General features: G+C 66.6%; 25 protein-coding genes and 1 tRNA gene. 18 read left to right on the plus strand and 8 right to left on the minus strand.

Annotated elements, in window-relative coordinates:
* Positions 1–27: 27 nt before the first annotated feature.
* Complete coding sequence (locus ACW6W5_RS05325) at positions 28–1,626, plus strand: winged helix-turn-helix domain-containing protein (protein ID WP_226956672.1); 1,599 nt, start codon at positions 28–30, stop codon at positions 1,624–1,626.
* On the opposite strand, the gene ACW6W5_RS05330 is transcribed toward ACW6W5_RS05325, so the two are convergent.
* From ACW6W5_RS05330 to ACW6W5_RS05345, 4 genes are all read right to left on the minus strand, one after another.
* Positions 1,595–2,671: a serine hydrolase domain-containing protein gene (locus tag ACW6W5_RS05330; RefSeq protein WP_121038373.1), complete on the minus strand. Its 1,077-nt coding sequence runs from the start codon at positions 2,669–2,671 to the stop codon at positions 1,595–1,597. The genes ACW6W5_RS05325 and ACW6W5_RS05330 overlap by 32 nt on opposite strands.
* A gap of 108 nt (positions 2,672–2,779) precedes the next feature.
* Positions 2,780–4,345 (minus strand): PepSY-associated TM helix domain-containing protein, encoded by a 1,566-nt coding sequence (locus tag ACW6W5_RS05335; RefSeq protein WP_152153395.1) that lies wholly within the window; start codon positions 4,343–4,345, stop codon positions 2,780–2,782.
* A gap of 10 nt (positions 4,346–4,355) precedes the next feature.
* Positions 4,356–4,619 carry a hypothetical protein gene (locus ACW6W5_RS05340; protein WP_121038367.1) on the minus strand — a complete coding sequence of 88 codons (264 nt, stop codon included), beginning with the start codon at positions 4,617–4,619 and terminating at the stop codon, positions 4,356–4,358.
* Complete coding sequence (locus ACW6W5_RS05345) at positions 4,619–4,915, minus strand: hypothetical protein (protein WP_121041160.1); 297 nt, start codon at positions 4,913–4,915, stop codon at positions 4,619–4,621. Before ACW6W5_RS05345 ends, ACW6W5_RS05340 begins: the two co-directional genes overlap by 1 nt.
* Positions 4,916–5,322: 407 nt before the next feature.
* Between ACW6W5_RS05345 and thrS the strand changes: the two genes are divergently transcribed.
* The 9 genes from thrS to ACW6W5_RS05390 all read left to right on the plus strand — a co-directional run bounded on the left by thrS (position 5,323) and on the right by ACW6W5_RS05390 (position 13,288).
* The gene (gene thrS / locus ACW6W5_RS05350; RefSeq protein WP_121038364.1) at positions 5,323–7,227 is read left to right on the plus strand and encodes a threonine--tRNA ligase; all 1,905 of its coding nucleotides are present in this window, start codon (positions 5,323–5,325) and stop codon (positions 7,225–7,227) included.
* 48 nt (positions 7,228–7,275) lie between these two features.
* Positions 7,276–7,815, plus strand: a complete 540-nt coding sequence (gene infC / locus ACW6W5_RS05355) for a translation initiation factor IF-3 (protein ID WP_172838068.1) — start codon at positions 7,276–7,278, stop codon at positions 7,813–7,815.
* Between the two features lie 436 nt (positions 7,816–8,251).
* Complete coding sequence (gene rpmI, locus ACW6W5_RS05360) at positions 8,252–8,449, plus strand: 50S ribosomal protein L35 (RefSeq protein WP_017355265.1); 198 nt, start codon at positions 8,252–8,254, stop codon at positions 8,447–8,449.
* Between the two features lie 10 nt (positions 8,450–8,459).
* Positions 8,460–8,819, plus strand: coding sequence for a 50S ribosomal protein L20 (gene rplT / locus ACW6W5_RS05365; protein WP_017355264.1), 360 nt, complete (start codon positions 8,460–8,462; stop codon positions 8,817–8,819).
* 195 nt (positions 8,820–9,014) lie between these two features.
* On the plus strand, positions 9,015–10,010 hold the full coding sequence (locus tag ACW6W5_RS05370) for a phenylalanine--tRNA ligase subunit alpha (protein ID WP_019182705.1): 996 nt from the start codon (positions 9,015–9,017) through the stop codon (positions 10,008–10,010).
* Positions 10,011–10,099: 89 nt separating this feature from the next.
* On the plus strand, positions 10,100–12,481 hold the full coding sequence (pheT, locus tag ACW6W5_RS05375; RefSeq protein WP_152153396.1) for a phenylalanine--tRNA ligase subunit beta: 2,382 nt from the start codon (positions 10,100–10,102) through the stop codon (positions 12,479–12,481).
* Positions 12,482–12,507: 26 nt separating this feature from the next.
* A complete protein-coding gene (locus ACW6W5_RS05380) occupies positions 12,508–12,807 on the plus strand; it encodes an integration host factor subunit alpha (protein WP_005410432.1) in 300 nt (99 codons plus the stop codon).
* Positions 12,788–13,144 (plus strand): MerR family transcriptional regulator, encoded by a 357-nt coding sequence (locus ACW6W5_RS05385; protein ID WP_019182707.1) that lies wholly within the window; start codon positions 12,788–12,790, stop codon positions 13,142–13,144. The genes ACW6W5_RS05380 and ACW6W5_RS05385 overlap by 20 nt, the downstream gene beginning before the upstream one ends.
* A gap of 67 nt (positions 13,145–13,211) precedes the next feature.
* Positions 13,212–13,288, plus strand: a tRNA-Pro gene (locus ACW6W5_RS05390).
* A 227-nt stretch (positions 13,289–13,515) separates the two neighbouring features.
* Here ACW6W5_RS05390 and ACW6W5_RS05395 read toward each other — a convergent pair.
* A complete protein-coding gene (locus ACW6W5_RS05395) occupies positions 13,516–13,977 on the minus strand; it encodes an Lrp/AsnC family transcriptional regulator (protein WP_152153397.1) in 462 nt (153 codons plus the stop codon).
* A gap of 119 nt (positions 13,978–14,096) precedes the next feature.
* Here ACW6W5_RS05395 and ACW6W5_RS05400 point away from each other — a divergent pair, with 119 nt between their 5' ends.
* From ACW6W5_RS05400 to ACW6W5_RS05435, 8 genes are all read left to right on the plus strand, one after another.
* Positions 14,097–14,714, plus strand: coding sequence for a LysE family translocator (locus tag ACW6W5_RS05400; RefSeq protein ID WP_152153398.1), 618 nt, complete (start codon positions 14,097–14,099; stop codon positions 14,712–14,714).
* A 30-nt stretch (positions 14,715–14,744) separates the two neighbouring features.
* Positions 14,745–15,590: a 3-methyl-2-oxobutanoate hydroxymethyltransferase gene (panB, locus tag ACW6W5_RS05405; RefSeq protein ID WP_152153399.1), complete on the plus strand. Its 846-nt coding sequence runs from the start codon at positions 14,745–14,747 to the stop codon at positions 15,588–15,590.
* Positions 15,591–15,715: 125 nt separating this feature from the next.
* Positions 15,716–16,240, plus strand: coding sequence for an RNA polymerase sigma factor (locus ACW6W5_RS05410; protein ID WP_193222833.1), 525 nt, complete (start codon positions 15,716–15,718; stop codon positions 16,238–16,240).
* 5 nt (positions 16,241–16,245) lie between these two features.
* Positions 16,246–17,292 (plus strand): FecR family protein, encoded by a 1,047-nt coding sequence (locus ACW6W5_RS05415; RefSeq protein ID WP_152153474.1) that lies wholly within the window; start codon positions 16,246–16,248, stop codon positions 17,290–17,292.
* Positions 17,293–17,452: 160 nt separating this feature from the next.
* Entirely contained in the window at positions 17,453–20,500 is a 3,048-nt protein-coding gene (locus ACW6W5_RS05420; protein ID WP_152153402.1) for a TonB-dependent receptor, read from the plus strand.
* A 73-nt stretch (positions 20,501–20,573) separates the two neighbouring features.
* On the plus strand, positions 20,574–21,956 hold the full coding sequence (locus ACW6W5_RS05425) for a CehA/McbA family metallohydrolase domain-containing protein (protein WP_193222834.1): 1,383 nt from the start codon (positions 20,574–20,576) through the stop codon (positions 21,954–21,956).
* 90 nt (positions 21,957–22,046) lie between these two features.
* A complete protein-coding gene (locus ACW6W5_RS05430; protein WP_121038344.1) occupies positions 22,047–22,502 on the plus strand; it encodes a GNAT family N-acetyltransferase in 456 nt (151 codons plus the stop codon).
* Between the two features lie 96 nt (positions 22,503–22,598).
* Positions 22,599–22,772 carry a DUF1328 family protein gene (locus ACW6W5_RS05435; RefSeq protein ID WP_019182774.1) on the plus strand — a complete coding sequence of 58 codons (174 nt, stop codon included), beginning with the start codon at positions 22,599–22,601 and terminating at the stop codon, positions 22,770–22,772.
* A gap of 94 nt (positions 22,773–22,866) precedes the next feature.
* Here ACW6W5_RS05435 and ACW6W5_RS05440 read toward each other — a convergent pair whose 3' ends face one another.
* The 3 genes from ACW6W5_RS05440 to ACW6W5_RS05450 all read right to left on the minus strand — a co-directional run bounded on the left by ACW6W5_RS05440 (position 22,867) and on the right by ACW6W5_RS05450 (position 24,421).
* Positions 22,867–23,637, minus strand: a complete 771-nt coding sequence (locus tag ACW6W5_RS05440; RefSeq protein ID WP_152153404.1) for a transporter — start codon at positions 23,635–23,637, stop codon at positions 22,867–22,869.
* Positions 23,638–23,753: 116 nt separating this feature from the next.
* Positions 23,754–24,170 carry a hypothetical protein gene (locus ACW6W5_RS05445; RefSeq protein WP_152153405.1) on the minus strand — a complete coding sequence of 139 codons (417 nt, stop codon included), beginning with the start codon at positions 24,168–24,170 and terminating at the stop codon, positions 23,754–23,756.
* Positions 24,171–24,208: 38 nt separating this feature from the next.
* Entirely contained in the window at positions 24,209–24,421 is a 213-nt protein-coding gene (locus ACW6W5_RS05450; RefSeq protein ID WP_152153407.1) for a hypothetical protein, read from the minus strand.
* Positions 24,422–24,423 lie beyond the last annotated feature (2 nt).

A 24,423-nucleotide genomic window follows, 5' to 3' on the forward strand; every position in this document is an offset into this window, starting at 1 on the left:
GCAGGCACGTGCCCTATGCTTGCCGGCATGGAGACCGTCCGCCTGCTGGATCTGCACATCGACCGCACCGCACAGCAAGTGCGGCGCGGGGATGAGGTGTTGCCGGTCAACGGGCTGAGTTGGCGGCTGTTGGAGTGTCTGCTGGCGCATGGCGACGCCGTCGTCGATTTCGACACGCTGGCCGAGCAGGTGTGGGCACCGGCGGTGGTCGGCGAGGATGCGATCAGCCAGCGGGTGAAGTTGCTCAGGCAGGCCTTGGGCGATGACAGCCGACGGCCACGGTATCTGCGCTCGGTGCGCGGCCGTGGCTACCAGCTGTGCACACCGCCGCAGCCGGCGATGCACGACACCGTTGCCACCGTCACCGCTGGGGGTGCCCGCGCGACACGCAGGCACGGACGTACACACTGGGTCTGGATGGCAGCGGGAATGACAGCGGCCGCAGCGGTTGCCGCGTTGATCGCGATCCGCTCCGGCACCGCGCCGGCGTCGCCTGCCGATCCGGTGCTGCAGCGTGCTGCGTATTACGCGGGCATCGGCCAGGCCAGCAACAACGAGCGCGCGATGGCGTTGTACCGCCAGGCGCTGCAGATCGACCCCGAATCGTTGGCGGCGCGGCGCGGGCTCGCGCGGGCGCTGGCTGCGGATGCCTGCCTGTTCAATGGCGCCCGCGAGCGCGCGCAGGAGGCATTGGTGCTGGCCGGCCAGGGGGTCCGCATGGCGCCGGACGATGCGGCCGGATGGGCGGCGCGGGGCTACGCCTACGATTGCCTCGGCGCGATGCCGCAGGCCATGGCCGACTACCAGCAGGCCCTGCACCGCGACCCGGATGACGAGCGCACCCGCGCCTCGCTGGCCTATCTGCATCAGGAACGCGGGTACCTTGCGCAGGCGCTGCAGGACAACCTGTCGCTGCGCGCGCCCGAGCGGGTTCGCTTCCGCGACGTGCAGGTCGCGCGCGAACTGGAGCTGCTCGGTTTCACCGATGCCGCCGCGCGCCGCCATGCACACAACTTCCAGCTCTATCCCGACAATGTGTTCGCCAACATCGCCTGGCCGCACAGCCTGCTGGCGATGGGCGAGCCGGGCAAGGCGCAGCAGGCGCTCGATCAGGCGCTGGCCCGCGGCACGCCGCATCCGCAACTGCTGCGCCTGCAAGGCGAACTGCTGCTGTTGAAGGGGGACCGGCAGGGCGCTGCAGAGGCCTTCGAGCGTAGCCGTGCCCTGCGTCCGCAGCAGTCGATGGGGCAGACCCTGGCCGGGCTGTATGGCGATGAGGCCGCCACGCCGGCGTGGGTCGCCACGCGCCTGCATGCGCTGGAGGGCCAGGCGGACGATGGTTGGTCGGATACCGCGCTGGAACGCGCGTTGTTGCTGCAGGCGCGGGGCGACGCCGCCGCAGCGCTGGCGGCCCTGCATCACGCGGTGAACGCCGGCTTCCGCGATGCGGCGTGGTTGCGCGCCACCCCCTTGTTTGCGCCGCTGCACGGTGCGGCCGGCTGGCAGGGACTGCTCGACACGATCGAGGCGGACGTATCTGCCCAGCGTGCCCAGGTGTTGGCCGCCCCGTGGCGGCCAACAGACCTCCAGGGCCTCAGCGCAGCGCGGGCAGCAGGAACTCGGTAAGGATGCGGCGCGACTGCGGGTGGGCGTAGCTGCGGTTGTAGGCCTGGCTGGTGATCACCGCCACCAGCTTTTTCTCCGGCATCACGAACACGTAGTTGCCACCGTTGCCGGACATCGTCCACACGGTGCTGCCGTGCCCATCGACCGGAAGCTTCAGCCCCCACCACTGATAGCCGTAGTCGCTGCCATCACCGGCGGTGGCCTGCGCGCTGAGCATCGCCCGCACATAGCCGGCGGGGATCAGCTGCTTGCCCTGCCAACGGCCCTCGGCCAGCACCAGTTCGCCCAACCGTGCCAGGTCCCGGCTGCGGTAACGCGTCCCACCGCCGCCCATGCCGATGCCCTCCGGTGAGCGGTTCCATCTGCTCGTGGTGATGCCCAGCGGGCGCTCCAGTACCTGCGCGGCGTAGTCGGCCAAGGGTCGCTTCGTGGCCTGTTCCAGTACCGCGCCGAGCACGAAGGAATTGACCGTGCAGTAGGCATGCGCGCGGCCGTGCGGGCTGTCTTCCGGTCGCGTCATCCACGGTGCGAAGCCTTTGACCGGCAGCGACAGCGCGAAGTCCAGCCAGTGCTCGGTCACGTACATGCGCTCTTCGTTGCCGGCCGAGAATGCATTCTCGTCATCGCACTCCCACAGCGTGCTCATGGTGAGCAGGTCTTCCACCGTCATCGCGCGCAGCCGGGGATCGACGGGATGGCCAGCGGTGAACGCGGGAAAGTAGTCGTAAACACGGGCCTGTACGCCGGGCAGGGACCCGTCGCCGATGGCCGCGCCGACCAGCATCGCGGTCACGCTCTTGCTGGCCGAGCGCACGTCATTGAGGGTCTCCGCCGTGCCGCCGTTGAAGTAGCCCTCGTACGCCACCTGGCCGTCCACCAGCAGCAGCACGCTGGTGACCTGTTTGATGTCCTGGCTGGCGATCGCCGATTCCAGTGCGGTGATCCGGGCGCTGTCCAGCGCCGCGGGTGCGGCGGGAGCGGTGAGTGGCAGGGCGGCCGCCAGGGCGAAGACCAGGGCGGCAAGTCGGTGTTGGTGGTGGTGCATGGGCAAGGCTCCTCGAGATGAGGGCCGACTACGCCATGACGCGGTCTGAAGTGCTGGAAAGGCGCCTGAAGAATTCTGAAAGCCCGCCGCAGCAGGCCTCCAGGCTAATCAGCGCGGTGCACTCCAGACGCTGTTCGGGTCGCCATGCCGCGCGCGGCGCAGGCTCGCACGGGCCAGCGTGGCAAACCCGAACGCCAGTGCGAGTGCCACGGCATCCACCCAGAACAGCGGCCAGTAGCCACGTGCCGCGCTCGCCCACGGCCAGTAGCCGGTCAGACCGCCGTGCGCCACCGCCACCAGTGCGGTGCTGATGGCGGCCGCCCACAGCAGCTCGCGGGCGGCCTGGTCGGGGCGACGCAGTGCCGCCCACAGCGCACACGCGGCCCAGGTGGCGAAACAGATCCAGCGGATGCCGTGATCCACTGCCTGCGGCGCGATCTGCTCCAGGATCTGCGCGCCCACGAAGCTCGCCGAGACTGCCACGCACAGCCCGATGCAGACCCCCACCGTGGCCCGGGCCATGTTGATCTGCGCGCGCCCCTGTTCCACCTGGCGCCGCTTGCGCCGCGATTCGATCCACAGCAGGTTGCCCGAGTAGAACAGGAAGGCGCCGCCCAGGCCGAGCAGGAAGTACAACCACACCACCACGCCATTGCCGAACTCGCCGAAGTGCAGCGCGTAGGCCGCACTGAGGGTGGCATGGTTGGCATCGCGCTGGCCGGGCAACTGGCTGCTCAGCAGGCGGCCTGTGGCCGCATCCAGGCCGACCGCGCCGAGCGGCCCCAGGGTGCCGCCGGATTCGCCGGTGATCTCGATCGTCGCGTTGGCATCGCCGGCATGGGCGAGCTTCAGGAAGGCTGGTTCGAAATCGGCCACGCCCTGCGCGCGCGCTACCTCGATGGCGCGTGCGTGCAGCATGCGCAGGTGGGTGTCATCGCCGGGCTGGCCGCTGGGCTCGCGTACCGGGGCGGTGTCCATCGCCGCCGGCACCGCCTGCAGCAGCTTGCCGTCGAAGATCAGCGGATTCAGCGCCGCCATCTGCAGGAAGATCAGGCAGAGCAGCGCGCCGGTGACCGCGAACAACAGGTGGAAGGGCAGGCTGAGCACGCCGATCACATTGTGCGCGTCCTGCCACATCTGCTTGAGGTTGCGGCCCGGGCGCAGCGCGAACAGATCGCCCAGCAGTCTGGGCAGGTGGATGACCAGGCCACTGAGCAGGGCCACGCCATACAGTAGGCTGACGATGCCCATCAGGTAGGTGCCCGCGACCGGCAGGCCCAGGCTGTAATGCAGCTCGTTGACCAGCTCGGCCAGCCCGGTCTGTGGCGGGTTCACGCTGCCGTCGTAATGGTCCAGCCAGGCGTACAGCCACGTGCCCTTGGCATCCTGCCAATACGCGATCGGCTGCGGATGATCCGCCCCCGGGAAGGTCATGCCCACGTGGGCGCGTGCGGCCGGGTGGCGCTCAAGTACGCCTTCGAGCAGGCGCTGCGCGTCGTCCAGGCTCGCGGCCGGGGTGTCCACCGCATGCGGGGTCTGCCACAGCGGCAGGTCGTGGTGGAACAGGGTCAGCGCACCGGCGTAGAACGCCACGAACAGCGCGAAACCGGCCACCAGGCCGACCCACGTATGCAGCGTGGTGAAGGTACGCAGGGTCTGGGAACTGAACTTCATCGTATCGCTCTCATTGCACCGCGCCGGTCAGGCGCAGCAGCCACAACAGGCCAAATCCGGCCAGGGCGGTCGCGCTCATCACGGCCCACGCCCGCATCCCGGTGCGGAAGCTGAAGGCCCAGATCGCCGCCAGCATCCACAGCGGAATGAAGGCGATCAGGCTGGGTACCAGTGCGCTCTGCCACGGCCCCGGCGGCAGCCAGGCGACCAGGCCGGTGGCCGCGGCCGCGACGAAGAACCCCGCCAGGAGGCCGGCGCCCGCGCGGGCCCACATCAGCGCATCACCTGTGCCGGGCGGTGCCAGGCAGCAAGCAGCGGCAGCAGAACCGCCACCAGCATCCAGCTGCACAGCATCACCACCACGCCGGTGGCGATGCCCAGATTGGCGATCCACAGCCACAGTGCCGCCACCGCAGCCACCAGACTGATCTGCCGGCCCAGCCGGCCGGCACGGCGCAGGCGCGGCCAGCGGCAGTGCGGTGAGGCGGCATACAGCGCCAGCGCCGAGAACGCCGAGCCGGCCAGCGCCAGGCTGCAGAAGCCAAGCGAGGTCAGGGCGACGGTGATCATCGGGCGGCCGCCGGCACGGGCGGCAGGGCGCGGCAGGCCGGGAAGGAAGCGGGGCAGGGCATGGGGGAATCCAATCGGCAAACCTGTCCTGGGCAGGACAGTAATCCGCGCATGGTAATCATTGCGGTTTGTGTGCGCCACACGGGCGCATTCAGGCGGTCCGGTCCCTCGGTCGCAGCGGCAGCGGCGCATTCATCGGCGGATTGGTTTAAGATCAGGGCATCTCTATCGAGGCAACAAGGTGGCCCGCGCCCTGCGCCGGTCTAGCGTGTGACATGAGCACTACCACCGCCCACCGCTGAACGCCCCCGACGGCCCCTGACGCAGGCGCCTTCGTGGCGCTTTTTTATTGCCTCGCCCCCGGATTCTCCAGGCCCCCTTGCGGGCCACCAGACCAAAGCACTCTCATGATCGCGATCACGCTCCCCGACGGCAGCCGCCGTGAATTCGAAAACCCCGTCAGTGTCATGGACGTCGCCCAGTCCATCGGCGCCGGCCTGGCCAAGGCCACCATCGCCGGCTCGGTCGATGGCGTGCTGGTCGATGCCAGTGACGTCATCGACCACGATGCCAGCCTGCGCATCATCACCGCCAAGGACGAGGAGGGCGTGGAGATCATCCGCCACTCCGCCGCCCATCTGGTCGGCCATGCGGTCAAGCAGCTGTACCCGGACGTCAAGATGGTGATCGGCCCGGTCATCGCCGAAGGCTTCTACTACGACATCTACTCCGAGCGCCCGTTCACGCCCGACGACATGGCCGCCATCGAAAAGCGCATGGCCGAGCTGATCGCGCAGGACTACGACGTCATCAAGAAGGTCACCCCGCGTGCGGAGGTCATCGAGATCTTCAAGGCGCGTGGCGAAGACTACAAGCTGCGCCTGATCGACGACATGTCGCCGGAGATCCAGGCCATGGGCATGTACTACCACCAGGAATACGTGGACATGTGCCGCGGCCCGCACGTGCCCAACACGCGCTTCCTGAAGGCCTTCAAGCTGACCCGCATTTCCGGTGCCTACTGGCGCGGCGATGCCAAGAACGAGCAGCTGCAGCGCATCTACGGCACCGCCTGGGCCGACAAGAAGCAGCTCGAGGCCTACATCAAGCGCATCGAAGAAGCCGAAATGCGCGACCACCGCCGCATCGGCAAGCAGCAGGAGCTGTTCCACCTGCAGGAAGAGGCGCCGGGCCTGGTGTTCTGGCACCCCAAGGGCTGGGCGCTGTGGCAGGTGGTCGAGCAGCACATGCGCCGTGTGTACCGCGACAGCGGCTACGGCGAAGTGCGCTGCCCGCAGATCCTGGATGTGTCGCTGTGGCAGAAGTCGGGCCACTGGGACAACTACCAGGAAAACATGTTCTTCACCGAATCGGAGAAGCGCACCTACGCGGTCAAGCCGATGAACTGCCCGGGCCACATCCAGGTGTTCAACCAGGGCCTGCACAGCTACCGCGATCTGCCGATCCGCTACGGTGAGTTCGGCTCGTGCCACCGCAACGAGCCCTCCGGTGCGCTGCACGGCATCCTGCGCGTGCGTGGTTTCACCCAGGACGACGGCCACGTGTTCTGCACCGAGTCGCAGATCGAAGCTGAAGTGACGGCGTTCCACCAGCAGGCGCTGGCGGTCTACACGACCTTCGGTTTCGACGAGATCCAGATCAAGATCGCGCTGCGCCCGGAAAAGCGCCTTGGCGATGACGCCACCTGGGACAAGGCCGAAGCCGCGCTGCGTTCGGCCCTGGGCAACTGTGGGGTCGAGTGGCAGGAGCTGCCGGGCGAGGGCGCCTTCTACGGCCCGAAGATCGAGTACCACCTCAAGGACGCCATCGGCCGTACCTGGCAGCTGGGCACGATGCAGGTCGATTTCATGATGCCCGGCCGCCTCGGCGCCGAGTACGTGGACGAAAACAGCCAGAAGAAGCACCCGGTCATGCTGCACCGGGCGATCGTCGGCTCGATGGAGCGGTTCATCGGCATCCTGATCGAGCACCACGCCGGTTCCTTCCCGTCCTGGCTGGCTCCGACCCAGGTGGTGGTGGCCAATATCACCGATGCGCAGGCTGAATACGTCAGCGAAGTGCGGAAAACCCTTGCAGATCAAGGCTTCCGCGTGAACGCCGATTTGCGCAACGAGAAGATCGGATATAAGATTCGCGAGCATACGCTGCAGCGGGTCCCGTACCTGCTGGTGGTTGGCGACCGTGAGAAGGAAAATGGCGCCGTGGCCGTGCGTACGCGCTCTGGCGAAGATCTGGGCAGCATGTCCGTCCAGGCCTTCATCGAGCGGTTGCAGGCAGAACAGTCCGTGTAAGAAAGTCCCGGCCCTGCGGATGCTCCGCGATGGGCCGGTTTGATTCCTCTGGGAGATTGCAATATCAGTACCCCTGACAACAAACAGAACCGCAAGAATCAGGAAATCCGGGTGCCGCGCGTCCGCGTGATCGGCAGCGACGGAGAGATGATTGGTGTGTTGACGCGTGACGAAGCGCTGTCGATGGCCGAAGACGAAGGTCTGGACCTGGTCGAGATTCAGCCGCAGGCTGATCCGCCGGTGTGCAAGATCATGGACTTCGGCAAGTTCAAGTTCGAAGCGCAGAAGAAGGCCAACGAGGCCAAGAAGAAGACCAAGCAGGTCGAGATCAAGGAAGTGAAGTTCCGCCCGGTCACCGATGAGGGTGATTACCAGATCAAGCTGCGCAAGATGCGCGGTTTCCTGGAAGAGGGCGACAAGATCAAGGTCAACATCCGCTTCCGTGGCCGTGAAATGAGCCATCAGGAACTGGGTCGCGAGATGGCCAGCCGGATCGAAGGTGATCTGGGCGAGGACATCGTGATCGAGTCCCGTCCGCGCCTTGAAGGCCGGCAGATGGTGATGATGATCGCGCCGAAGAAGAAGTAACCGGCCATCGGCCCCAGCCCGGACGGGCGGGGCGTAGCGCCGGGCCATGCCCGGCTGCCGGCGCCGCCGGCGTCGAGTGCTTCAGATTCGCGTTACAAGGCACGGGCGCCTTTTCAGGCGCCTGCTGCCGTTTGCCCTGGCCGCAGCCTCTGCGGCCCGTTCGGTGGGCGTTCCACGCCTGCCGGCACCGGTAAACACCCGCCCAATCAAGCGTTTGCAACTGCCTGGATTCACGGGCATAATGGGCGGCCCCGTTTTGCGGGGGTGCTGTTTTGAACGGTTTCCCGCCCCATAAAGGCACGCTGTTTCAACGGCAAACAGGACCGGCCTGGTTCCCATAGGGGATCCCGGGCTTACAAGCAGGCAAGGGCACGGACGGAAAGTGTGGCAATGCCACCGCCCTGGTCAGTGACAAAACATCATCAAGGACATAGCAATGCCCAAGATCAAGACCAACCGGGCGGCGGCCAAGCGCTTCCGCAAGACCGCGTCCGGCAAGTTCAAGGCTGGCCACGCCAACCGTAGCCACATCCTCACGAAGAAGTCGACCAAGCGGAAGCGCAATCTGCGTCAGACGAACCATGTTCGTGCAGAAGACGCAGGCCGTTTGAACCGTATGCTTCCCTACCTCTGAGGACTGACCCATGGCACGAGTAAAGCGTGGCGTACAGGCGCGTCGCCGCCACAAGAAAATTCTGACCCTGGCGAAGGGTTACTACAACGCTCGCCGCAAGGTCTTCCGCGTTGCCAAGCAGGCCGTGATCAAGGCACAGCAGTACGCCTACATCGGTCGTAAGCAGAAGAAGCGCAACTTCCGTTCGCTGTGGATCACCCGCATCAACGCGGCTGCCCGCATCAACGGCCTGAGCTACAGCCGTTTCATGAACGGCCTGCTCAAGTCCGGCATCACCCTGGACCGTAAGGTTCTGGCTGACATCGCCGTGCACGACGCAGCTGGTTTTGCTGCACTGGCCGAAAAGGCCAAGGGCGCACTGGCGGCATAAGTCCATTCCCCTGCCGTTGCCGTTCACGCGCAACGGCTGTGGGTAAGGCAAATGCATGGGGAAGGGCGCAAGTCCTTCCCCATTCTTTTTTGTGTTGGCGGTGGCCCTCCCGGTGCCATCGATCGACAGCGGTGGCGACGGGGGTCGGCCCGACGCGCATCGCGATGGCATACCGACGCGAGGCTCCGGCTATCCATGAGTGACATCCAATCCCTGACCACGCAGGCACTGGCCGACGTGGCCGCTGCCCAGAGCCCCGATGCGCTGGAAGCCCTGCGCGTGGCCCTGCTGGGCAAGAACGGCAGCATCACCGCCCAGCTCAAGCAGCTCGGTGGCCTGCCGGCCGATGAGCGCAAAGCCGCCGGCGAAGCCATCAACCGTGCCCGTGACGCGCTGACCAGCGCGCTGGGTGATCGCAAGACCGTGCTGGAAGACGCTGCGCTGGACGCGCGCCTGGCCGCCGAAGCGATCGATATCACCCTGCCGGGCCGTCGCGAAGAGCGCGGTGGCCTGCACCCGGTGACCCGTACCCTCGAGCGCATCACCGAGATCTTCGGCCGCCTCGGTTACGAGCTCTCCGAAGGCCCGGAAATCGAAGACGACTGGCACAACTTCGAAGCGCTGAACTTCCCGCCGCACCACCCGGCGCGCGCGATGCACGACACCTTCTATTTCGGCGATGGCCGCCTGCTGCGCACGCATACCTCCGGTGTGCAGGTGCGCTACATGGGCGAGCACGCACCGCCGCTGCGCATGATCGCGGCCGGCAAGGTGTATCGCAGCGACAGCGACCAGACCCATTCGCCGATGTTCCACCAGGTGGAAGGTCTGCTGGTCGATGAGCACTCCACGTTTGCCGATCTCAAGGGCACGCTGTCCGAGTTCGTGCGCGCGTTCTTCGAGCGCGATTTCGAGATGCGTTTCCGTCCCAGCTACTTCCCCTTCGTGGAACCCGGCGCGGAAGTGGACATTGCCTGGCAGCAGCCGGATGGCAGCACCCGCTGGCTGGAAGTGCTCGGCTGCGGCATGGTCCACCCCAACGTGCTGCGCAGCGTCGGCATCGATCCGGAGCGCTATACCGGCTTCGCCTTCGGCCTGGGCGTGGAGCGCTTTGCGATGCTGCGTTACGGCGTCAACGACCTGCGCGCGTTCTTCGAAAACGACGTGCGGTTCCTGAAGCAGTTTGCGTAACAGCGGAACCGCCGGGCCGACCCCGGCGCGACGTCGCACCACCATTCATCACGGCCCAGGCGCCTGCGCCGGCCCACCAGGGTGACACCATGAAATTCTCTGAAAACTGGCTGCGCAGCCACGTCCCGACCACCGTCTCGCGCGATGAACTCAGCGCGGTGCTGACCGCCATCGGTCTGGAAGTGGAAGCGGTCGATGCGCTGGGCGATGGCCTGCAGCATGTGGTCGTGGCGAAGATCATTTCCGCCGAACGCCACCCCGAAGCCGACCGCCTGCAGATCTGCCAGGTCGATGCGGGGCAGGGCGAGCACCTGCAGATCGTCTGTGGCGCGCCGAACGCGCGCCCGGGTCTGGTCGCGCCGCTGGCGATGGTCGGCGCGCAGATCGGCGATCTGAAGATCAAGCCGGCCAAGCTGCGTGGTGTGGACTCCAACGGCATGCTGTGCTCGGCCAAGGAACTGGGCCTGGACACCGATGCCTCCGGGCTGTTCGAACTGCCGGACGATGCGCCGGTCGGCCAGACGCTGGTGGAGTACCTCGGCCTGCCCGACGCCAGCATCGAGATCAAGCTGACCCCCAACCGCGCCGACTGCTTCAGCATCCGCGGCATCGCCTTCGACGTGGCCGCCGCGTGCGCCAGTGAAGTGGTGCCGTTCGATGCCGCGCCGGTCGCCGCCGTGGGCACGCGTGAGCTGACGATCCAGCTGGACGCCGGCGCCGAAGCCCCGCGGTACGTCGGCCGCGTGATCGAAGGCGTCAACGCCCGCGCCGCGACCCCGCTGTGGATGGCCGAGCGCCTGCGCCGCAGTGGCGTGCGCCCGGTCTCGCTGCTGGTGGACGTCACCCAGTACGTCATGCTGGAACTCGGCCAGCCGATGCATGCCTTCGATCTGGGCACCCTGCAGGGCAGCATCGGCGTGCGCCGTTCGCGCGCGGGTGAAACCCTGAAGCTGCTCGACGGCCGCGATGCCGCGCTGGACGACAGCTTCCTGCTGGTCACTGATGCCGACCGCCCGATCGCGCTGGCCGGCCTGATGGGCGGCTTCGATACGCGCGTCACCGACGACACCACCAACGTATTCCTGGAGGCCGCGCACTTCGCGCCCGCCGCGATCATGGGCCGTGGCCGCAAGCTGGGCCTGCACACCGATGCCGGCCACCGCTTCGAACGCGGCGTCGACCCGGTGCTGCCGCGCGCGGCGATCGAGTACGCCACCCGCCTGATTCTGGACCTGGCCGGCGGCACGCCCGCGCCGGTCACCGAGGCCGTGCGCGAAGCCGACCTGCCGGCGACCGCCACCATCGGTCTGCGCCGCGCCCGTATCGCGCGCGTGCTGGGCATCCAGATCGCCGATGCTGATGTGGAGCGCATCCTGCGCGCGCTGGGCATGGAGGTGGCCGCGACCGCCGATGGCTGGCAGGTCACCGCGCCGAGCCGTCGCTTCGATATCGCCATCGAAGAAGACCTGATTGAAGAGCTGGCCCGTATCCACGGCTACGAGCAGATCCCGACCACGCTCCCGGGCGGTGCCTCGCGCGTGGCGATGCCGACCGAGACCCGCCTGGACGACCTGAGCGTCCGGCGCCAGCTGGTCGCCCGCGATCTGCAGGAAACCATCAACTACGCCTTCGTCGATGCCGCGCTGCTTGCGCAGTGGCAGCTGGGCGAGGGCCTGGTCGCGCTGGCCAACCCGCTGTCGGCCGAACTGGCGGTGATGCGTCCGTCGCTGCTGCCGGGCCTGGTCGCCACCCTGGGCCGCAATGCCGCCCGCCAGCTGGGCCGCGTGCGCCTGTTCGAACTGGGCCGCGTATTCCATCAGCAGGCCGGCGAAGGCCAGCCCGCGCCGCTGGAAACCCCGCGCGTGGCCGCCGCGATCTGTGGCGATGCCGACACCCAGCAATGGGGTCTGCCGACCCGCAAGGTCGATTTCCACGACCTCAAGGGCGACCTGGAATCGCTGGCCGCCGCCAGTGGCGCCGAGCTGGCGTTCACGCCATCGCAGCGTCCGTATGGCCACCCGGCACGGTCGGCCGAGGTTTCCCGTGACGGCGTCAGCCTGGGCTGGATCGGCCAGATCCACCCGCGCCTGGCCAAGGCCATGGAGATCGACGTGGACGTGTTCGCCTTCGAGTTGGACCTGGCGCCGTTGGCCGCCCGCGCGCTGCCGCGCGCGACCGAGCTGTCGCGCTTCCCGTCGATGCGCCGCGATCTGGCCTTCCTGGTGCCCGAGGCCGCGGCCTGGGCCGACCTGGAAGCCACCCTGCGCCGCGCCGTCGGGCCGCTCCTGCGGGAGGTCACCCTGTTCGACCGGTACGTCGGCCAGGGGGTCGAGCCGGGGTTCAAGAGTCTCGCTATGGGCTTGATTTTGCAGGACAAGTCGCGCACTCTGACGGACCGCGACGTGGATGCGGTGGTGGCCGAGGCGGTCTCTGCCATGGAGCGTGAACATCACGCCCGGATCCGCGGTTGAGCGGGAAGCATGGGGGATAGCAGGCAATGGCATTGACCAAGGCGGAGATGGCCGAAAAGCTGTTCGACGAAGTCGGTCTGAACAAGCGCGAAGCCAAGGAATTTGTCGACGCGTTCTTCGATGTGCTGCGTGAAGCATTGGAACAGGGACGTCAGGTGAAGCTGTCCGGCTTCGGGAATTTCGACCTGCGGCGCAAGAACCAGCGCCCGGGTCGCAACCCCAAGACCGGTGAGGAAATTCCGATTTCCGCCCGTACGGTGGTCACCTTCCGTCCGGGCCAGAAGCTCAAGGAAAGGGTAGAGGCATATGCTGGATCCGGGCAGTAACCGAGAACTTCCGCCGATACCGGCCAAGCGCTACTTCACCATCGGTGAGGTCAGCGAACTGTGCGACGTCAAGCCGCACGTGCTGCGTTACTGGGAAACCGAGTTCCCCAGTCTCGAGCCGGCCAAGCGCCGCGGCAACCGCCGCTACTACCAGCGCCACGACGTGCTGATGGTGCGCCAGATCCGCGGCCTGCTCTATGAGCAGGGCTACACCATCGGCGGCGCGCGCCTGCGCCTGGAAGGTGCCGATGCGCGCGAGGAATCGGCGCTGAGCAACCAGATCATCAAGCAGACGCGGATGGAACTGGAAGAAGTGCTGCAATTGCTGCGCCGCTGAACCATTTTTCACGCAAACCCGTTATACTCGTCGGCCCGCTGAGAGGCGGGGACATTGCCAGCATCATCGGGGCGTAGCGCAGCCTGGTAGCGCATCTGCCTGGGGGGCAGAGGGTCGTCGGTTCAAATCCGGCCGTCCCGACCAATGTTGGTGATTCGATCAAAGGCTTGTGCAGCGATGCGCAGGCCTTTTTTCTGTTTGGGCTGCTGTCGGTTGCCGGTCATACCGCAGCCCGATCAACGTGGCGATCGCCTTGGCGTTGTCCGGTTGTGCGGGTGCCGTCGGTGCGTAGTACGCCGGTCGCACATTTCTTCCGGCGGGTCATTCGCCGTTGGATGCAGGCCGCGATTTGAGGGTATAACGCCGTTGCCTCAATGCCCGTGCAACGGCAGCGGCCGGTCGATCACCACGTCCTTCATCACCAGGGTGGAGGTGAGCCGTTGCACGCCGGGCAGGGCAGAGAGGTGTTCGTCGTACAGCTGACGGAACGCGGCCAGGTCGCGGGTGATGACGTGCAGCAGGTAGTCCGGATCGCCGAACAGACGCTGCGCCTGAAGGACCTGCGGCACCTCGGCCACCGCGTGTTCGAAGGCGTCCACCGCGCGGCGGTCGCCGTCGCGCAGGGTGATGAACACCAGGGCCGAGAACTTCAGGCCCAGGGTGGCGGGATCCAGCTCGGCGCGGTAGCCGCGGATCGCGCCGGACTGCTCCAAGGCACGTACCCGGCGGTGACAGGGCGAGACGCTCAGCCCGATGCGCTCGGCCAGTTCGGTCACGGTGAGGCGCCCGTCTTTCTGCAGCTCGGCAAGAATCCGCTGGTCGGTGATGTCCATGCGCAAGAGTTTCCTCCTGATGCGAGTTGCAGGGCAAGTATTTGGAAGCACATTCCAGAGTCGTGGGAATATTCTTCCGTCTGGCACGCAGATCGCGGCAAGACCGCCCTTTGGACCCCATGCAACCCAGCGTCATCGTCGCCTTCTGGGCGGTCTCGATCCTCTTCGTGCTCACCCCCGGTGCGGATTGGGCGCACGCGATCGCCGCCGGCCTGCGTGGTCGCGCGGTGGTGCCAGCGGTGGCCGGGCTGTTGTCTGGCCATCTGCTGGCGATCGCGCTGGTCGCTGCGGGCGTCGGCGCGATGTTCGCCCAGGCGCCGGTCGCGCTGCACGTACTGACCGTGCTTGGCGCGCTGTATCTGCTGTGGCTGGGCATCGGGCTGCTGCGCCATCCGCCGGTGGCCGCAGCGGACGATGCGGGAGCGGTGACGGGGTGGCGCCACTGGGCGGTCAAGGGCGTCTGTGTCAGCGGGCTCAATCCCAAGGTGCTGTTGTTGTTTCTGGCGCTGCTGCCCCAGTTCATTTCCGCCAGCGCGGCATGGGCGATGCCTGTGCAGATCATCGCGCTGGGCATGGTGCACCTGGTCAGCTGCGCGGCGGTGTATCTGGCCGTCGGGTATGGCGCCGGTGCCGTGCTGCGCACGCGCCCGCGTGCATCACGCGTGGTCGGCCGCGTCTCGGGCGCCGCGATGATCCTGATCGCTGTGCTGTTGCTGAGCGGAACCGGCACACTCTGACCCCCACGTTGTCCCCACGAGGATCCTGGCATGACCGAACAGCTCCATCCCTACGCGACGCCGGGCAGCGCCCCGGTCCCTGCACCGCGCGTGCGCATTCCGCATCTGCAGCAGATGAAGGAGCGCGGCGAAAAGTGGGCCATGCTCACCGCCTACGACATGTACACCGCGGCGATCTTCGAAGACGCCGGCATTCCGGTGCTGCTGATCGGCGATTCGGCCTCCAACAACGTGTTCGGCAACGACTCGCTGTTGCCGGTCACGGTTGATGAGCTGATGCCGCTGGTGCGCGCGGTGAGCCGCTGCACGCGGCGGCCGCTGGTGATCGCCGATCTGCCGTTCGGTTCCTATCAGGCCTCGCCGGAGCAGTGCTTCCACACGGCGGTGCGCTTCATGAAGGAAGGCGGGGCGCATGCGGTCAAGCTGGAAGGCGGCATCGAGATGGTGCCGCAGGTGCGCAAGCTGGTCAGCTGCGGCATCCCGGTGATGGCGCACATCGGCTTCACCCCGCAATCGGAGCATCAGCTGGGTGGCTTCCGCGTGCAGGGGCGGGGCGAGGATGGCGCACGGCTGATCGAGGAAGCGCGCGCGCTGGAGGCCGCAGGTGCCTTCGCGGTGCTGATGGAGATGGTGCCCGGCGCAGTCGCTGCACAGATCACCGCCGCGCTGAAAATTCCCACGGTGGGTATCGGGGCGGGCAGCGACTGCGATGCGCAGGTGCTGGTCTGGCAGGACATGGCGGGGCTGCGCACCGGCAAGCTGCCGCGCTTCGTGAAGCAGTACGCGGATATGCACGGCTTGCTGCAGAAGGCCGCGCGTGAGTTCGCGGAAGAGGTGGGGGCAGGCACGTTCCCCGGCCCGGAACACACGTTCTGATCGACGCACGTATCGCCTGAGGCGCGTGTCCACGGTATCGCCGCGCGGCGGTACCGTGTCGCCTGCGTCATCGAATCGTCATGTGGGCCACGTACCTTCGCCGCACCTGGGGGCGAGGTGGGATCGTGGCCGAACACGCAAAACGGCGTTTGGCGCGCATGTTTCAGGAACAGGGGCCGGTGCTGAGGGGATTCTTCACCCGCCGCGGTGCGCGTCAGGATGCCGAGGACATGGTGCAGGAAACCTATCTGCGCCTGCTGCGCGCACATGAGGATCAAGGCGAGGCGATCGCCAATCCGGAGGCCTACCTGTTCACCGTCGCGCAGAATCTCGCACGCGAGCAGGCCGCGCGCCGGCGCTGGTCGATGCTGCCCATCGATGATCTTGAGAACCTCACCACGCTGTTGACCGGCGAGGAAACCGTGGAGGACGCCGCCGAGCGTGAACAGCGCCGCACGCACCTGCAGACGCTGCTGGGCACCTTGCCCGAGCACACCCGCGCCGTGCTGGTGATGCAGTATCGCGATGGGCTCAGCTACAGGGAGATCGCCGAGCGGCTCGGCGTGTCCTCGCATATGGTCAAGAAGCATGTGGTGCGCGGGCTGTCCGTGTGTCGCCGTGCGTTGGCCGCGCATGCGGAGGCGTGGTGAGCGAGATGCCCGCGTCACGCCCGTCCCTCGCCAACGAGGCCGCGCACTGGCATGCGCTGCAGCGCCAGGGCGGGCTGACCGCCGAACAACAACGCCAGTTCATGAAATGGCTGGTGACCTCACCGGCGCACCTGCGCGAGTACATCACGGTCAGCCGCGTCGCCAGCGAACTCAGCGATGCGCTGCGGGGCATGGCAGTGGATCTGGATGCGCTGATCGCCGCCGGGCCGCCGCCCGCCGACGACAACGTGGTGGCCTTGCCGGTGCGGCGACGCCCTCCACCGCCCGCGGCCTCCCGTGCGCCGCGCCGGCACCTGCCGGGTATCGCCGCAGCGGCCGCGTTGCTGCTGGGTGTCGTGTTCGTGGGGCACATGGCGTGGCCACAGACCCGGCACTATGTGGCGGAACACGGCGCACCACAGCGATTTACGCTGCCGGACCACACCGTCGTGCATCTGAACGCGGAAAGTGAACTGTCGATCCGCTTCACCTTGTTGAGCCGCCGCGTGGAGCTCTCGCGCGGGCAGGCCAGCTTTGTGGTGGCCGAGGAGCGCCGTCCCTTCGCGGTGCACGCGGCCGGGCTGGAGGTGCGCGACATCGGCACCATCTTTGATGTATCGCTGCGCCGCGAGCAGGCGCGCATCGAGGTAGCCGAAGGCAGCGTGCAGGTGCGCGGCGACTCGGGCCAGGGCCGGCTGCTCGCCGATCTTCGCGCAGGCCAGAGTGCCCACATCGACTACCGCGATCAGACCGTCAGCCTCCGCCAGCAGCACACCGACACCATGACCGCCTGGTGGCGTCGCCGCGTGGTGTTCCAGGATGAGCCGCTGCGCGAGGTGGCCGAGCAGTTCAATCGCCTCAACCGCGTGCGCCTGCAGGTGGACGACGATGTCGCCGGGGCACTGCGACTGACCGGCAACCTGCGTGGCGACGATCTTGCATCACTTCGTACCTTCCTCGATCAGCAGCCATCGCTGCGCACGCGCGTGGTCGACAAACAGATCCACGTGAGCAGCCGAGCAGCGGCGGAAAACAGCGCGAAACAACAGTAATTGCGCTATCCGCGCGTCATCGCGGGGCACACGCCGAGCGGCTGTCAAAAAAAGTTCATCGAAATACCGGTGCCCGATCCTCGCCCTGCGCCCTCGTAGTCCAGGCAAGCGCGAACGATTCCGTCTCGCGACGCTCATACCACCCCACTGGACTTCTACGATGCGCCGCATTCTTTTCCTTTCGATCGCTCTTGCCCTGCAGAGCGCCGCCGTCACCGCCACCGCGCAGGAGACCCGCGTGGCCAGCGAGGCGATTCCCGCCCAACCGCTGGACCGTGCACTCAACGATCTCTCGCGCCAGACCGGCCTGCAGTTCGTCTACAACGCGCAGCAGGCGGGCAACCCGCGCACCCGCGCGATGCCGGCGGGGCTGGCCCCGCAGCAGGCACTGGAGCAGCTGCTGGACGGCACCGGCCTTCGCTATCGGTATCTCAACGACACCACGGTGACCATCGAAGCACGCAGTGATACCGCACCGTCGGGCACATCCGCCGTGCCCGTCGCCACATCGGCCCTGGCATTTGAAGCGGCCCCCGCAGCGGAAGGCGCCGGCCTGCAGCAGCTGGAGCGCATCGACGTGGTGGGCAGCTACAGCCGCAGCCTGGAGCAGGCGGTGGACATCAAACGCGCCACGATCGGCTTCTCCGACTCGATCGTGGCCACCGACGTGGCCGACTTTCCCGAGCAGAACCTGGCCGAAGCCCTGCAGCGCATGCCGGGCGTGACCATCGAGCGTGACAAGGGGCTGGGCAGCCGCGTCAACGTGCGTGGCCTGCCGTCGGAGTACACGCATGTCTCGATCAACAACCTGGCCACGGCATCCGGCAGCGGTGGTCGTGATATCGAGTTCGACATCTTCGCCTCGGAGATCATCCAGCAGGTCACGGTGCTGAAGTCGCCGACTGCGGCGGATGAGGAGGGCGGCATCGCCGGCTCCGTGCAGATCTCCACCGCACGCCCGTTCGACTACACCGGCCGCAAGCTGGTGGCGTCGGTGGAAGGGGCGCACAACTCGATTTCCGAAGAGGTGGACCCGAAATTCTCTTTCCTGGCCAGTGACACCTGGGGCGACTGGGGTGGCCTGGTGTCCTTCGCCACGGCCAAGCGCAGCAACCGCACGGACGCGACGTCGGGCATCAACTTCCGCCCCATGTCGCGCTTCCTTGGTGCCTCGGGCACGCGCGGCACGCAGGCCGCCGCGGTGCTGGCACGCGATGCCGGCGTGGTGGTCAAGAACCGCAACAACACCGATGAAAGCAACCTGATCGTGTTCCAGGACAAAGTGGGCGACCGCGTGTTCGTCAACGACCAGGACAAGTGGGGTGCCACCGCATCGCTGCAGTACAAGCCGAGCAGCCGCTTCAGCCTGACTTTCGATGCGATGCGCGGCGGCTACGACACCACCGAAGACGAGTACGACGCGGCGGCATATTCGGCGTCCAGCCGAAGCACGCTGGAGACCATCCATGATTACGACGCCAGCACGCTGTCGCAGTACGGCATCGTGGTGCTGCGCGATGTGTCCTACACCGCCACCCAGCACGAGATGCTGAGCAAGGAGCGGATCAACAAGACCGATTTCAGCCAGTACAGCGTGGCAATGGATTGGCAGGGCGACACCTGGGGCGTGGATGCGATGGTCGGTTACTCCGGCGCCGACAAGACGTTGGATGCCAGCAACCTCAAGCATGTGGCCTACGCGCCCTCGCGGACCCGCTGGACCGGCAAGAGCGGGGAGACGATTCCCAGCGCCAACCCGGCCAGCATCGACATGTACAACGCCTCGGACAAGTACCTGTTCGAAGCGTATGAGACGACGCTGGAGAAGGTCAGCGATGACAAGTATGCCGCCCAGGTGGATGTGACCAAGGCGCTGGAACTGGCCTTCCTGCCGGCGCTGCGCAGCGTGCAGTTCGGCGCGCGCTACACCGACAAGTCCAAGCAGCGCGAGTATGGCGAAGCCAAGATCTACGGGCCGGGGGCGGGTGACAACAGCTGGGTGAACAAGCGCACCCTGGCCGACAGTCCGCTGCAGTCGATCGGCGATATCGTGCCGGGCGGTGGCTATTCGGTGAAAGACCTGGACTGGAAGATGGTCTCCAACGACTACGCACGCAGTGCGTTCCGCTATCCGGGCTTCGCAACGCCGTTTGATCCGGGCCAGTACTACCGGGTCGACGAGAACGTGACCAGTCTGTACGCGATGACCGACATCGGCTTCGATGTGGGCCGCGTGCCGGTCTCGATCAACGCCGGCGTGCGCTATGTGGATACCTCGGTGCAGTCCTCCGGCTTCCACCCGATCCAGCGGGCAGATGGCACCACCGGCTATACCGACACGCCCGTCTCGCGCAAAGGCAGCTACAACGATCTGCTGCCGAGCCTGAATGCCACTGCCGAACTGGCCGAGGGCCTGGTGCTGCGGGGCGCCGCCTCCAAGACGTTCATCCGCCCGGCGTTGACCGACATCGCCTACAAGCGCACCGCCAGCTGGAGTTCGTTCCGCTTCACCGATGGCAACCCGGATCTGCAGCCCACCTATGCCAAGCAATGGGAGCTGGGTCTGGAGAAGTACCTGGACAACGGCGGGCTGCTGGCGGCCTCGTACTTCCACAAGAAGATCGACGGCGTGGTGATCAATGCGCTGACCGGCGTGGTGCCGGATGTGGCGGTCTACAACGCCAACGGCTCGCTCAACGGCACCTATGATTTCGACGTGTACCAGCCGATCAATGCCGACGGCACCTATGTGGTGAAAGGCGTCGAGCTGATCGCGCAGCTGCCGCTGAGCATGCTGCACCGTTCGCTGGAAGGCTTCGGCATCAATGCCAACTACACGATGCTGGACAGCTCGCTGGCCGGCGAATCCGATCTGGGCGTGAGCACGCCGATGCCGGGGCTCTCGGAGAAGTCATACAACATGACCGTCTACTATGAGAACGACCGCTTCGACGCGCGCGCGTCGTACAACCACAAGGGAGAGTACGTCGAATCGATCGGCTACAACATGTACCCGATCTGGCGCGATGACTACGGCCAGGTGGATGTGTCGATCGGCTACCGCCTGACCGACAGCATCAAGCTCAGCCTGAAGGGCATCAACCTGACCAACCAGGCGACCACCGGCTACACGATGGATCCCGCGTTCCCGACGATGTACGAGCGCTCCGGCCGCCGGATCAGCCTCGGCCTGCGCGCGGACTTCTGAGCCACCTTCGCGGTGCATCCGGAGGCACGTGCGCGTGCCCCGGATGCGGCTGCCCGTTTGTGAGGAACATACGATGCGACATGTTTTCTTCCTGCCGCTTGTGGCGGTGCTGGCGTGGCCGGCGGTCTCGCAGGCTGCCGATGACGATGCCGGCCGCAGCTGGCAGGCTGGCGACCACCATGTCCACAGCGAGTGGAGCGTGGATTGGGATCGCAGCACCACGCCGCCCACGCCGATCCGTGGTGGCGACTCGTCCTACACCCGCACCCATAACGCTCAGCAGGCGCTCGCCAATGGGCTGAGCTGGATGGTGCATACCGATCATGGCGGGCCGGGGCATTCGGCGGTCACCCGGGACCATGCGTGGCCGGCGCTGCTGGAGGCCCGGCGCGAGGTGCCCGGACTGATCCAGTTCAATGGCATGGAATTCGACGTGCCGGCCGGCGAGCACGCCTCGCTGATCATCGCCCCAGGCCCGGATGAGCGAGAGCAGCTGGTCGCGATCGAACGCGATTACGGCCGCAGCGAGCCGCTGCAGGGAAGCCGCGACGACGGGCAGACGATGCTCGATGCACTGGCCCACATGCGTTCGCTGCCGGCACCGCCGTTGATGTTCATCAATCACCCCGCGCGCACTGCCACCGCCATGGGACGGTGGGGCGACGTCGAGCCCGATGAGCTGCGTGCCTGGCATGCGGCTGCACCGCAGGTGCTGGTTGGTATGGAAGGCGCGCCGGGCCATCAGGCCACCCGTGTCCATCGCGGCCTGTATCGCAACGCGGATGCACCGACCCTGGGAGGATTCGACCAGATGACGGCAACCGTCGGCGGGATCTGGGACACGCTGTTGTCCCAGGGGCATCGCTTTTGGATCACGGCCAGCTCCGATTCGCACGTCAACCAGCGTGATGGCGGCAATGACTTCGATCCGGGCCAGTACAGCAAGACCCATGTCTGGGCGCGGCGGGACGCCGAGGACATCCTTGATGGCCTTCGTCACGGTCGGATGTTCGCGGTGACCGGCGATCTGATCGATGCACTGGAGCTGCGGGTGACTGCGAACGACGACGAGGCACGTAGCGTCACGATGGGCGGCACGCTGTCGATGTCGCCTGACGCCTCCATGCGCGTGGAACTGCGGGTGCGTGTGCCGGCGTCAGTCAATCACGCTGGCCAGCCCCCGGTGCTGGATCACGTCGAGCTGATAGTGGGCAGCCCTGGAAAAAGCGATGCTCCTGTTATGCAGACGCGTGTATTCCGCGCCAGTGACTGGCAAGTGGACGGCGCATGGCGAACGGTATCCTGGGTGTTGCCGGCGCCTGCACAGGGCGGATTCGTTCGTGTACGCGGCAGCAGCACCCCTGAAGTGGCGCCGTTGCCCGATGTGCCAGGCGAAGATCCCTGGCAGGACCTGTGGTTCTATTCCAATCCCGTGTTTGTCGAGGTCGCGCGCTGAGTTGGCGTCGATCCGGTGGTGAGTCGTGCGCGGCTGCAGATCATCGAGGTAGAGTGATCGCTTACCTCATGGACGCGGAAGGAAATGCATATGGCGGTACGAGCGTTGTTGGCAGCCGATCTCGAACAGGCCAGCCGTGTGTGCATGGCCGCCTTCATGGGGGCGGTGGCGGAATCACTGCCCCCCCTTGGGATCGAGACCTTTGCCCGTATCGCCTCGGTGGAGGGGTTCCGCGCGCGCATGGTGCAGGACAATGTGATGCTGGCCTACGCGCAGGAGGATCGGCTCATCGGTATCGCCGAGCTCAAGGAAGGCCGTCACGTGGCCATGCTGTTTGTCGACCCGGCGGCCCAGCAGCAGGGGGTCGGCAAGGCCCTGATGGCGGCCATGATCGAGCAGGCGCGTGTGGAGGTGCTGACCGTGAGCGCGTCGCTCTCGTCGGTACCCGCCTATGAGCGCTATGGCTTTACCTGCACAGGGGAGGCAGCGGAATCTTCCGGGCTGCGCTACCAGCCGATGGAAATGCGCGTGGCGCCGGGCGCCTGATTTCACGCCGTTCAGTCGGCGCGTTCACGAAGGTGAGACAGTCGGCTGGCTACCGTGGAGTCCTGTCATTCGACCCGATTCGGGGAAAGGATCATCATGATCAAGTGGGCCATCATTTTTGCTGTCATCGGCCTGATCGCCGGCGCTCTCGGTTTCGCGGGCATCGGTGGCGCCGCGATCGGCATCGCCAAGTTCCTGTTCTGGGCGGGCATCATCATCGCTGTGGTGCTGTTCGTGCTGGGCATGACCATCGCCAAGAAGGTGACCTGACCCGCCGCGCCAAGACGTTGCGGTTCCAGACAAAGGCCTGCGCGGTTTCGTGCAGGCCTTTTCGTTGGCGATGCAGCAGGGTGCCCCGCAAACCTCACTCGAAATACACCGACACCCCAAGGCCAGCCTGCGTGTCCGGGCTGTCGTCATCCAGCCCCACATCGAATGAGGCATCCAACTGGACCGTCGGGGTCACCATCCAGGTGATGCCTGCGCCGGCAATCCCGGTCGAGGGCTCGCCGTGGGTGTCGGTGAAGCCGGCCTCCAGATAGGTGCTGACGGTATCGGTGGCGGAGAAGCTCAGGCTCGGCGCCCAGGTGACGCTGTCCTCGCTGGCACCGCGGGTCACATTGGCGTACAGCGCGCCTGTCCAGCGATCATCGAAGCTGTACTCATAGCTCGCACCCAGCACGTACTGCGTGGCGCCCTCGCTGAAGTCGCGCGAGCCGGTGGCGAACGTGGTGCTGGCCAGCAGCGCCACGGCGTGCTTTTCCGAGGACAAGGGCAGGGCGAACTTCAGGCCGAGGCCCAGGTCTCCAGCACCGCGGCTGCGCTCGGCCGGTGCATCGCGCGGCGCCACCCGCAGGTGGTTCCAGGGCGAGGTGAAGGCCTGCAGTTCGAGATGCTCGACCAAGCCGATCCGGAGATTGATGTCGGCGCTGTACTGCGTGCTCAGCACGCCCGCGCCGTCGCGGTCGCGGCTGAAGCTGGGCAATCCCGCCTCCAGCGCGACGCCACCGCGGGGCAGTGTCGAGGCGGCGAAGCCGATGCCGGGGCGGTCGAAGGCGAGGTCCGGCGGCGCGTCCTGTTGGGCGTGCACGGCATCGCAGAACAGCAGGGACAGCAGCAGGGCCGAACACCGCATGGGCACGCTCCGGGCCGGCCGGTACCGGCATCAAGAAGCAGTCAGCCTGCCTCTTGGCCGGAATGTAGCACGGTGATTCCGGCGGTTATGTGCACGTGTCGGTGGCGTTTCGTCACTCAGTGCGTCGGCCGGGTCATGGCGATGAGGGCATCGCGCACGCGCTCGGTCGCGGCTTCCGGCGTGGCGTCACAGGCGAGCACGCAGGCGCGGAGCAGGAACCCATCGGCGGCGTGCCGTGCAGCGATCAGCTGCGCATCGCGACGGTCCAGCGGATGCTCGCGCAGCACCGTATCCAGCCACGACCGTCGCGCAGTGATCCATTCACTGTCGACCTGGTGCGGGCGACACGCGGGACTGATGGTGCGCCCGATGTCGAACAGCTCGGCGATGTAAGCCCGTGAGAACCGGCCGTGGGCCTGGCTGTCGCGGTCCATGCGGTGCAGGATCGCGCGGTGGAGATTGGCCACGATCGCGTGCGCGGCGAGGTCATCGTTGGCTGCTTGCAGCAGCGGGGTATCGGTTGCGTTGTGCATTCGCGCCTCCAGGACACCGGTAGGGGAAAAACGAGAAATCAGCCGCGCGGCAGGACCGGATCACCCTGCCGCAGCAGGGTGTCCAGCAGCGCGACGACGCGTTCACCCTGGCCCTCACAGGCCAGTTCGAACGTGGTCTGCCCGTCGAGCGCGGGCAGTGGGGAATGCAGAATCCATTCAATAACGGCGGCGCGGTCCGGTTCGATCTGCAAGGCCAGATCCGCGACACGACGTACGATTCCCTGACGCATGA

This window comes from Stenotrophomonas sp. IS26 (assembly GCF_054188265.1).

What these genes read in the sequence shown, in the direction of transcription:
- ACW6W5_RS05325 (WP_226956672.1), top strand. Translation starts at nt 28, where the DNA reads ATGGAGACCGTCCGCCTGCTGGATCTGCACATCGACCGCACCGCACAG.
- ACW6W5_RS05330 (WP_121038373.1), bottom strand. Translation starts at nt 2,671, where the DNA reads ATGCACCACCACCAACACCGACTTGCCGCCCTGGTCTTCGCCCTGGCG.
- ACW6W5_RS05335 (WP_152153395.1), bottom strand. Translation starts at nt 4,345, where the DNA reads ATGAAGTTCAGTTCCCAGACCCTGCGTACCTTCACCACGCTGCATACG.
- ACW6W5_RS05340 (WP_121038367.1), bottom strand. Translation starts at nt 4,619, where the DNA reads ATGTGGGCCCGCGCGGGCGCCGGCCTCCTGGCGGGGTTCTTCGTCGCG.
- ACW6W5_RS05345 (WP_121041160.1), bottom strand. Translation starts at nt 4,915, where the DNA reads ATGATCACCGTCGCCCTGACCTCGCTTGGCTTCTGCAGCCTGGCGCTG.
- thrS (WP_121038364.1), top strand. Translation starts at nt 5,323, where the DNA reads ATGATCGCGATCACGCTCCCCGACGGCAGCCGCCGTGAATTCGAAAAC.
- rpmI (WP_017355265.1), top strand. Translation starts at nt 8,252, where the DNA reads ATGCCCAAGATCAAGACCAACCGGGCGGCGGCCAAGCGCTTCCGCAAG.
- rplT (WP_017355264.1), top strand. Translation starts at nt 8,460, where the DNA reads ATGGCACGAGTAAAGCGTGGCGTACAGGCGCGTCGCCGCCACAAGAAA.
- ACW6W5_RS05370 (WP_019182705.1), top strand. Translation starts at nt 9,015, where the DNA reads ATGAGTGACATCCAATCCCTGACCACGCAGGCACTGGCCGACGTGGCC.
- pheT (WP_152153396.1), top strand. Translation starts at nt 10,100, where the DNA reads ATGAAATTCTCTGAAAACTGGCTGCGCAGCCACGTCCCGACCACCGTC.
- ACW6W5_RS05380 (WP_005410432.1), top strand. Translation starts at nt 12,508, where the DNA reads ATGGCATTGACCAAGGCGGAGATGGCCGAAAAGCTGTTCGACGAAGTC.
- ACW6W5_RS05385 (WP_019182707.1), top strand. Translation starts at nt 12,788, where the DNA reads ATGCTGGATCCGGGCAGTAACCGAGAACTTCCGCCGATACCGGCCAAG.
- ACW6W5_RS05395 (WP_152153397.1), bottom strand. Translation starts at nt 13,977, where the DNA reads ATGGACATCACCGACCAGCGGATTCTTGCCGAGCTGCAGAAAGACGGG.
- ACW6W5_RS05400 (WP_152153398.1), top strand. Translation starts at nt 14,097, where the DNA reads ATGCAACCCAGCGTCATCGTCGCCTTCTGGGCGGTCTCGATCCTCTTC.
- panB (WP_152153399.1), top strand. Translation starts at nt 14,745, where the DNA reads ATGACCGAACAGCTCCATCCCTACGCGACGCCGGGCAGCGCCCCGGTC.
- ACW6W5_RS05415 (WP_152153474.1), top strand. Translation starts at nt 16,246, where the DNA reads ATGCCCGCGTCACGCCCGTCCCTCGCCAACGAGGCCGCGCACTGGCAT.
- ACW6W5_RS05420 (WP_152153402.1), top strand. Translation starts at nt 17,453, where the DNA reads ATGCGCCGCATTCTTTTCCTTTCGATCGCTCTTGCCCTGCAGAGCGCC.
- ACW6W5_RS05425 (WP_193222834.1), top strand. Translation starts at nt 20,574, where the DNA reads ATGCGACATGTTTTCTTCCTGCCGCTTGTGGCGGTGCTGGCGTGGCCG.
- ACW6W5_RS05430 (WP_121038344.1), top strand. Translation starts at nt 22,047, where the DNA reads ATGGCGGTACGAGCGTTGTTGGCAGCCGATCTCGAACAGGCCAGCCGT.
- ACW6W5_RS05435 (WP_019182774.1), top strand. Translation starts at nt 22,599, where the DNA reads ATGATCAAGTGGGCCATCATTTTTGCTGTCATCGGCCTGATCGCCGGC.
- ACW6W5_RS05440 (WP_152153404.1), bottom strand. Translation starts at nt 23,637, where the DNA reads ATGCGGTGTTCGGCCCTGCTGCTGTCCCTGCTGTTCTGCGATGCCGTG.
- ACW6W5_RS05445 (WP_152153405.1), bottom strand. Translation starts at nt 24,170, where the DNA reads ATGCACAACGCAACCGATACCCCGCTGCTGCAAGCAGCCAACGATGAC.
- ACW6W5_RS05450 (WP_152153407.1), bottom strand. Translation starts at nt 24,421, where the DNA reads ATGCGTCAGGGAATCGTACGTCGTGTCGCGGATCTGGCCTTGCAGATC.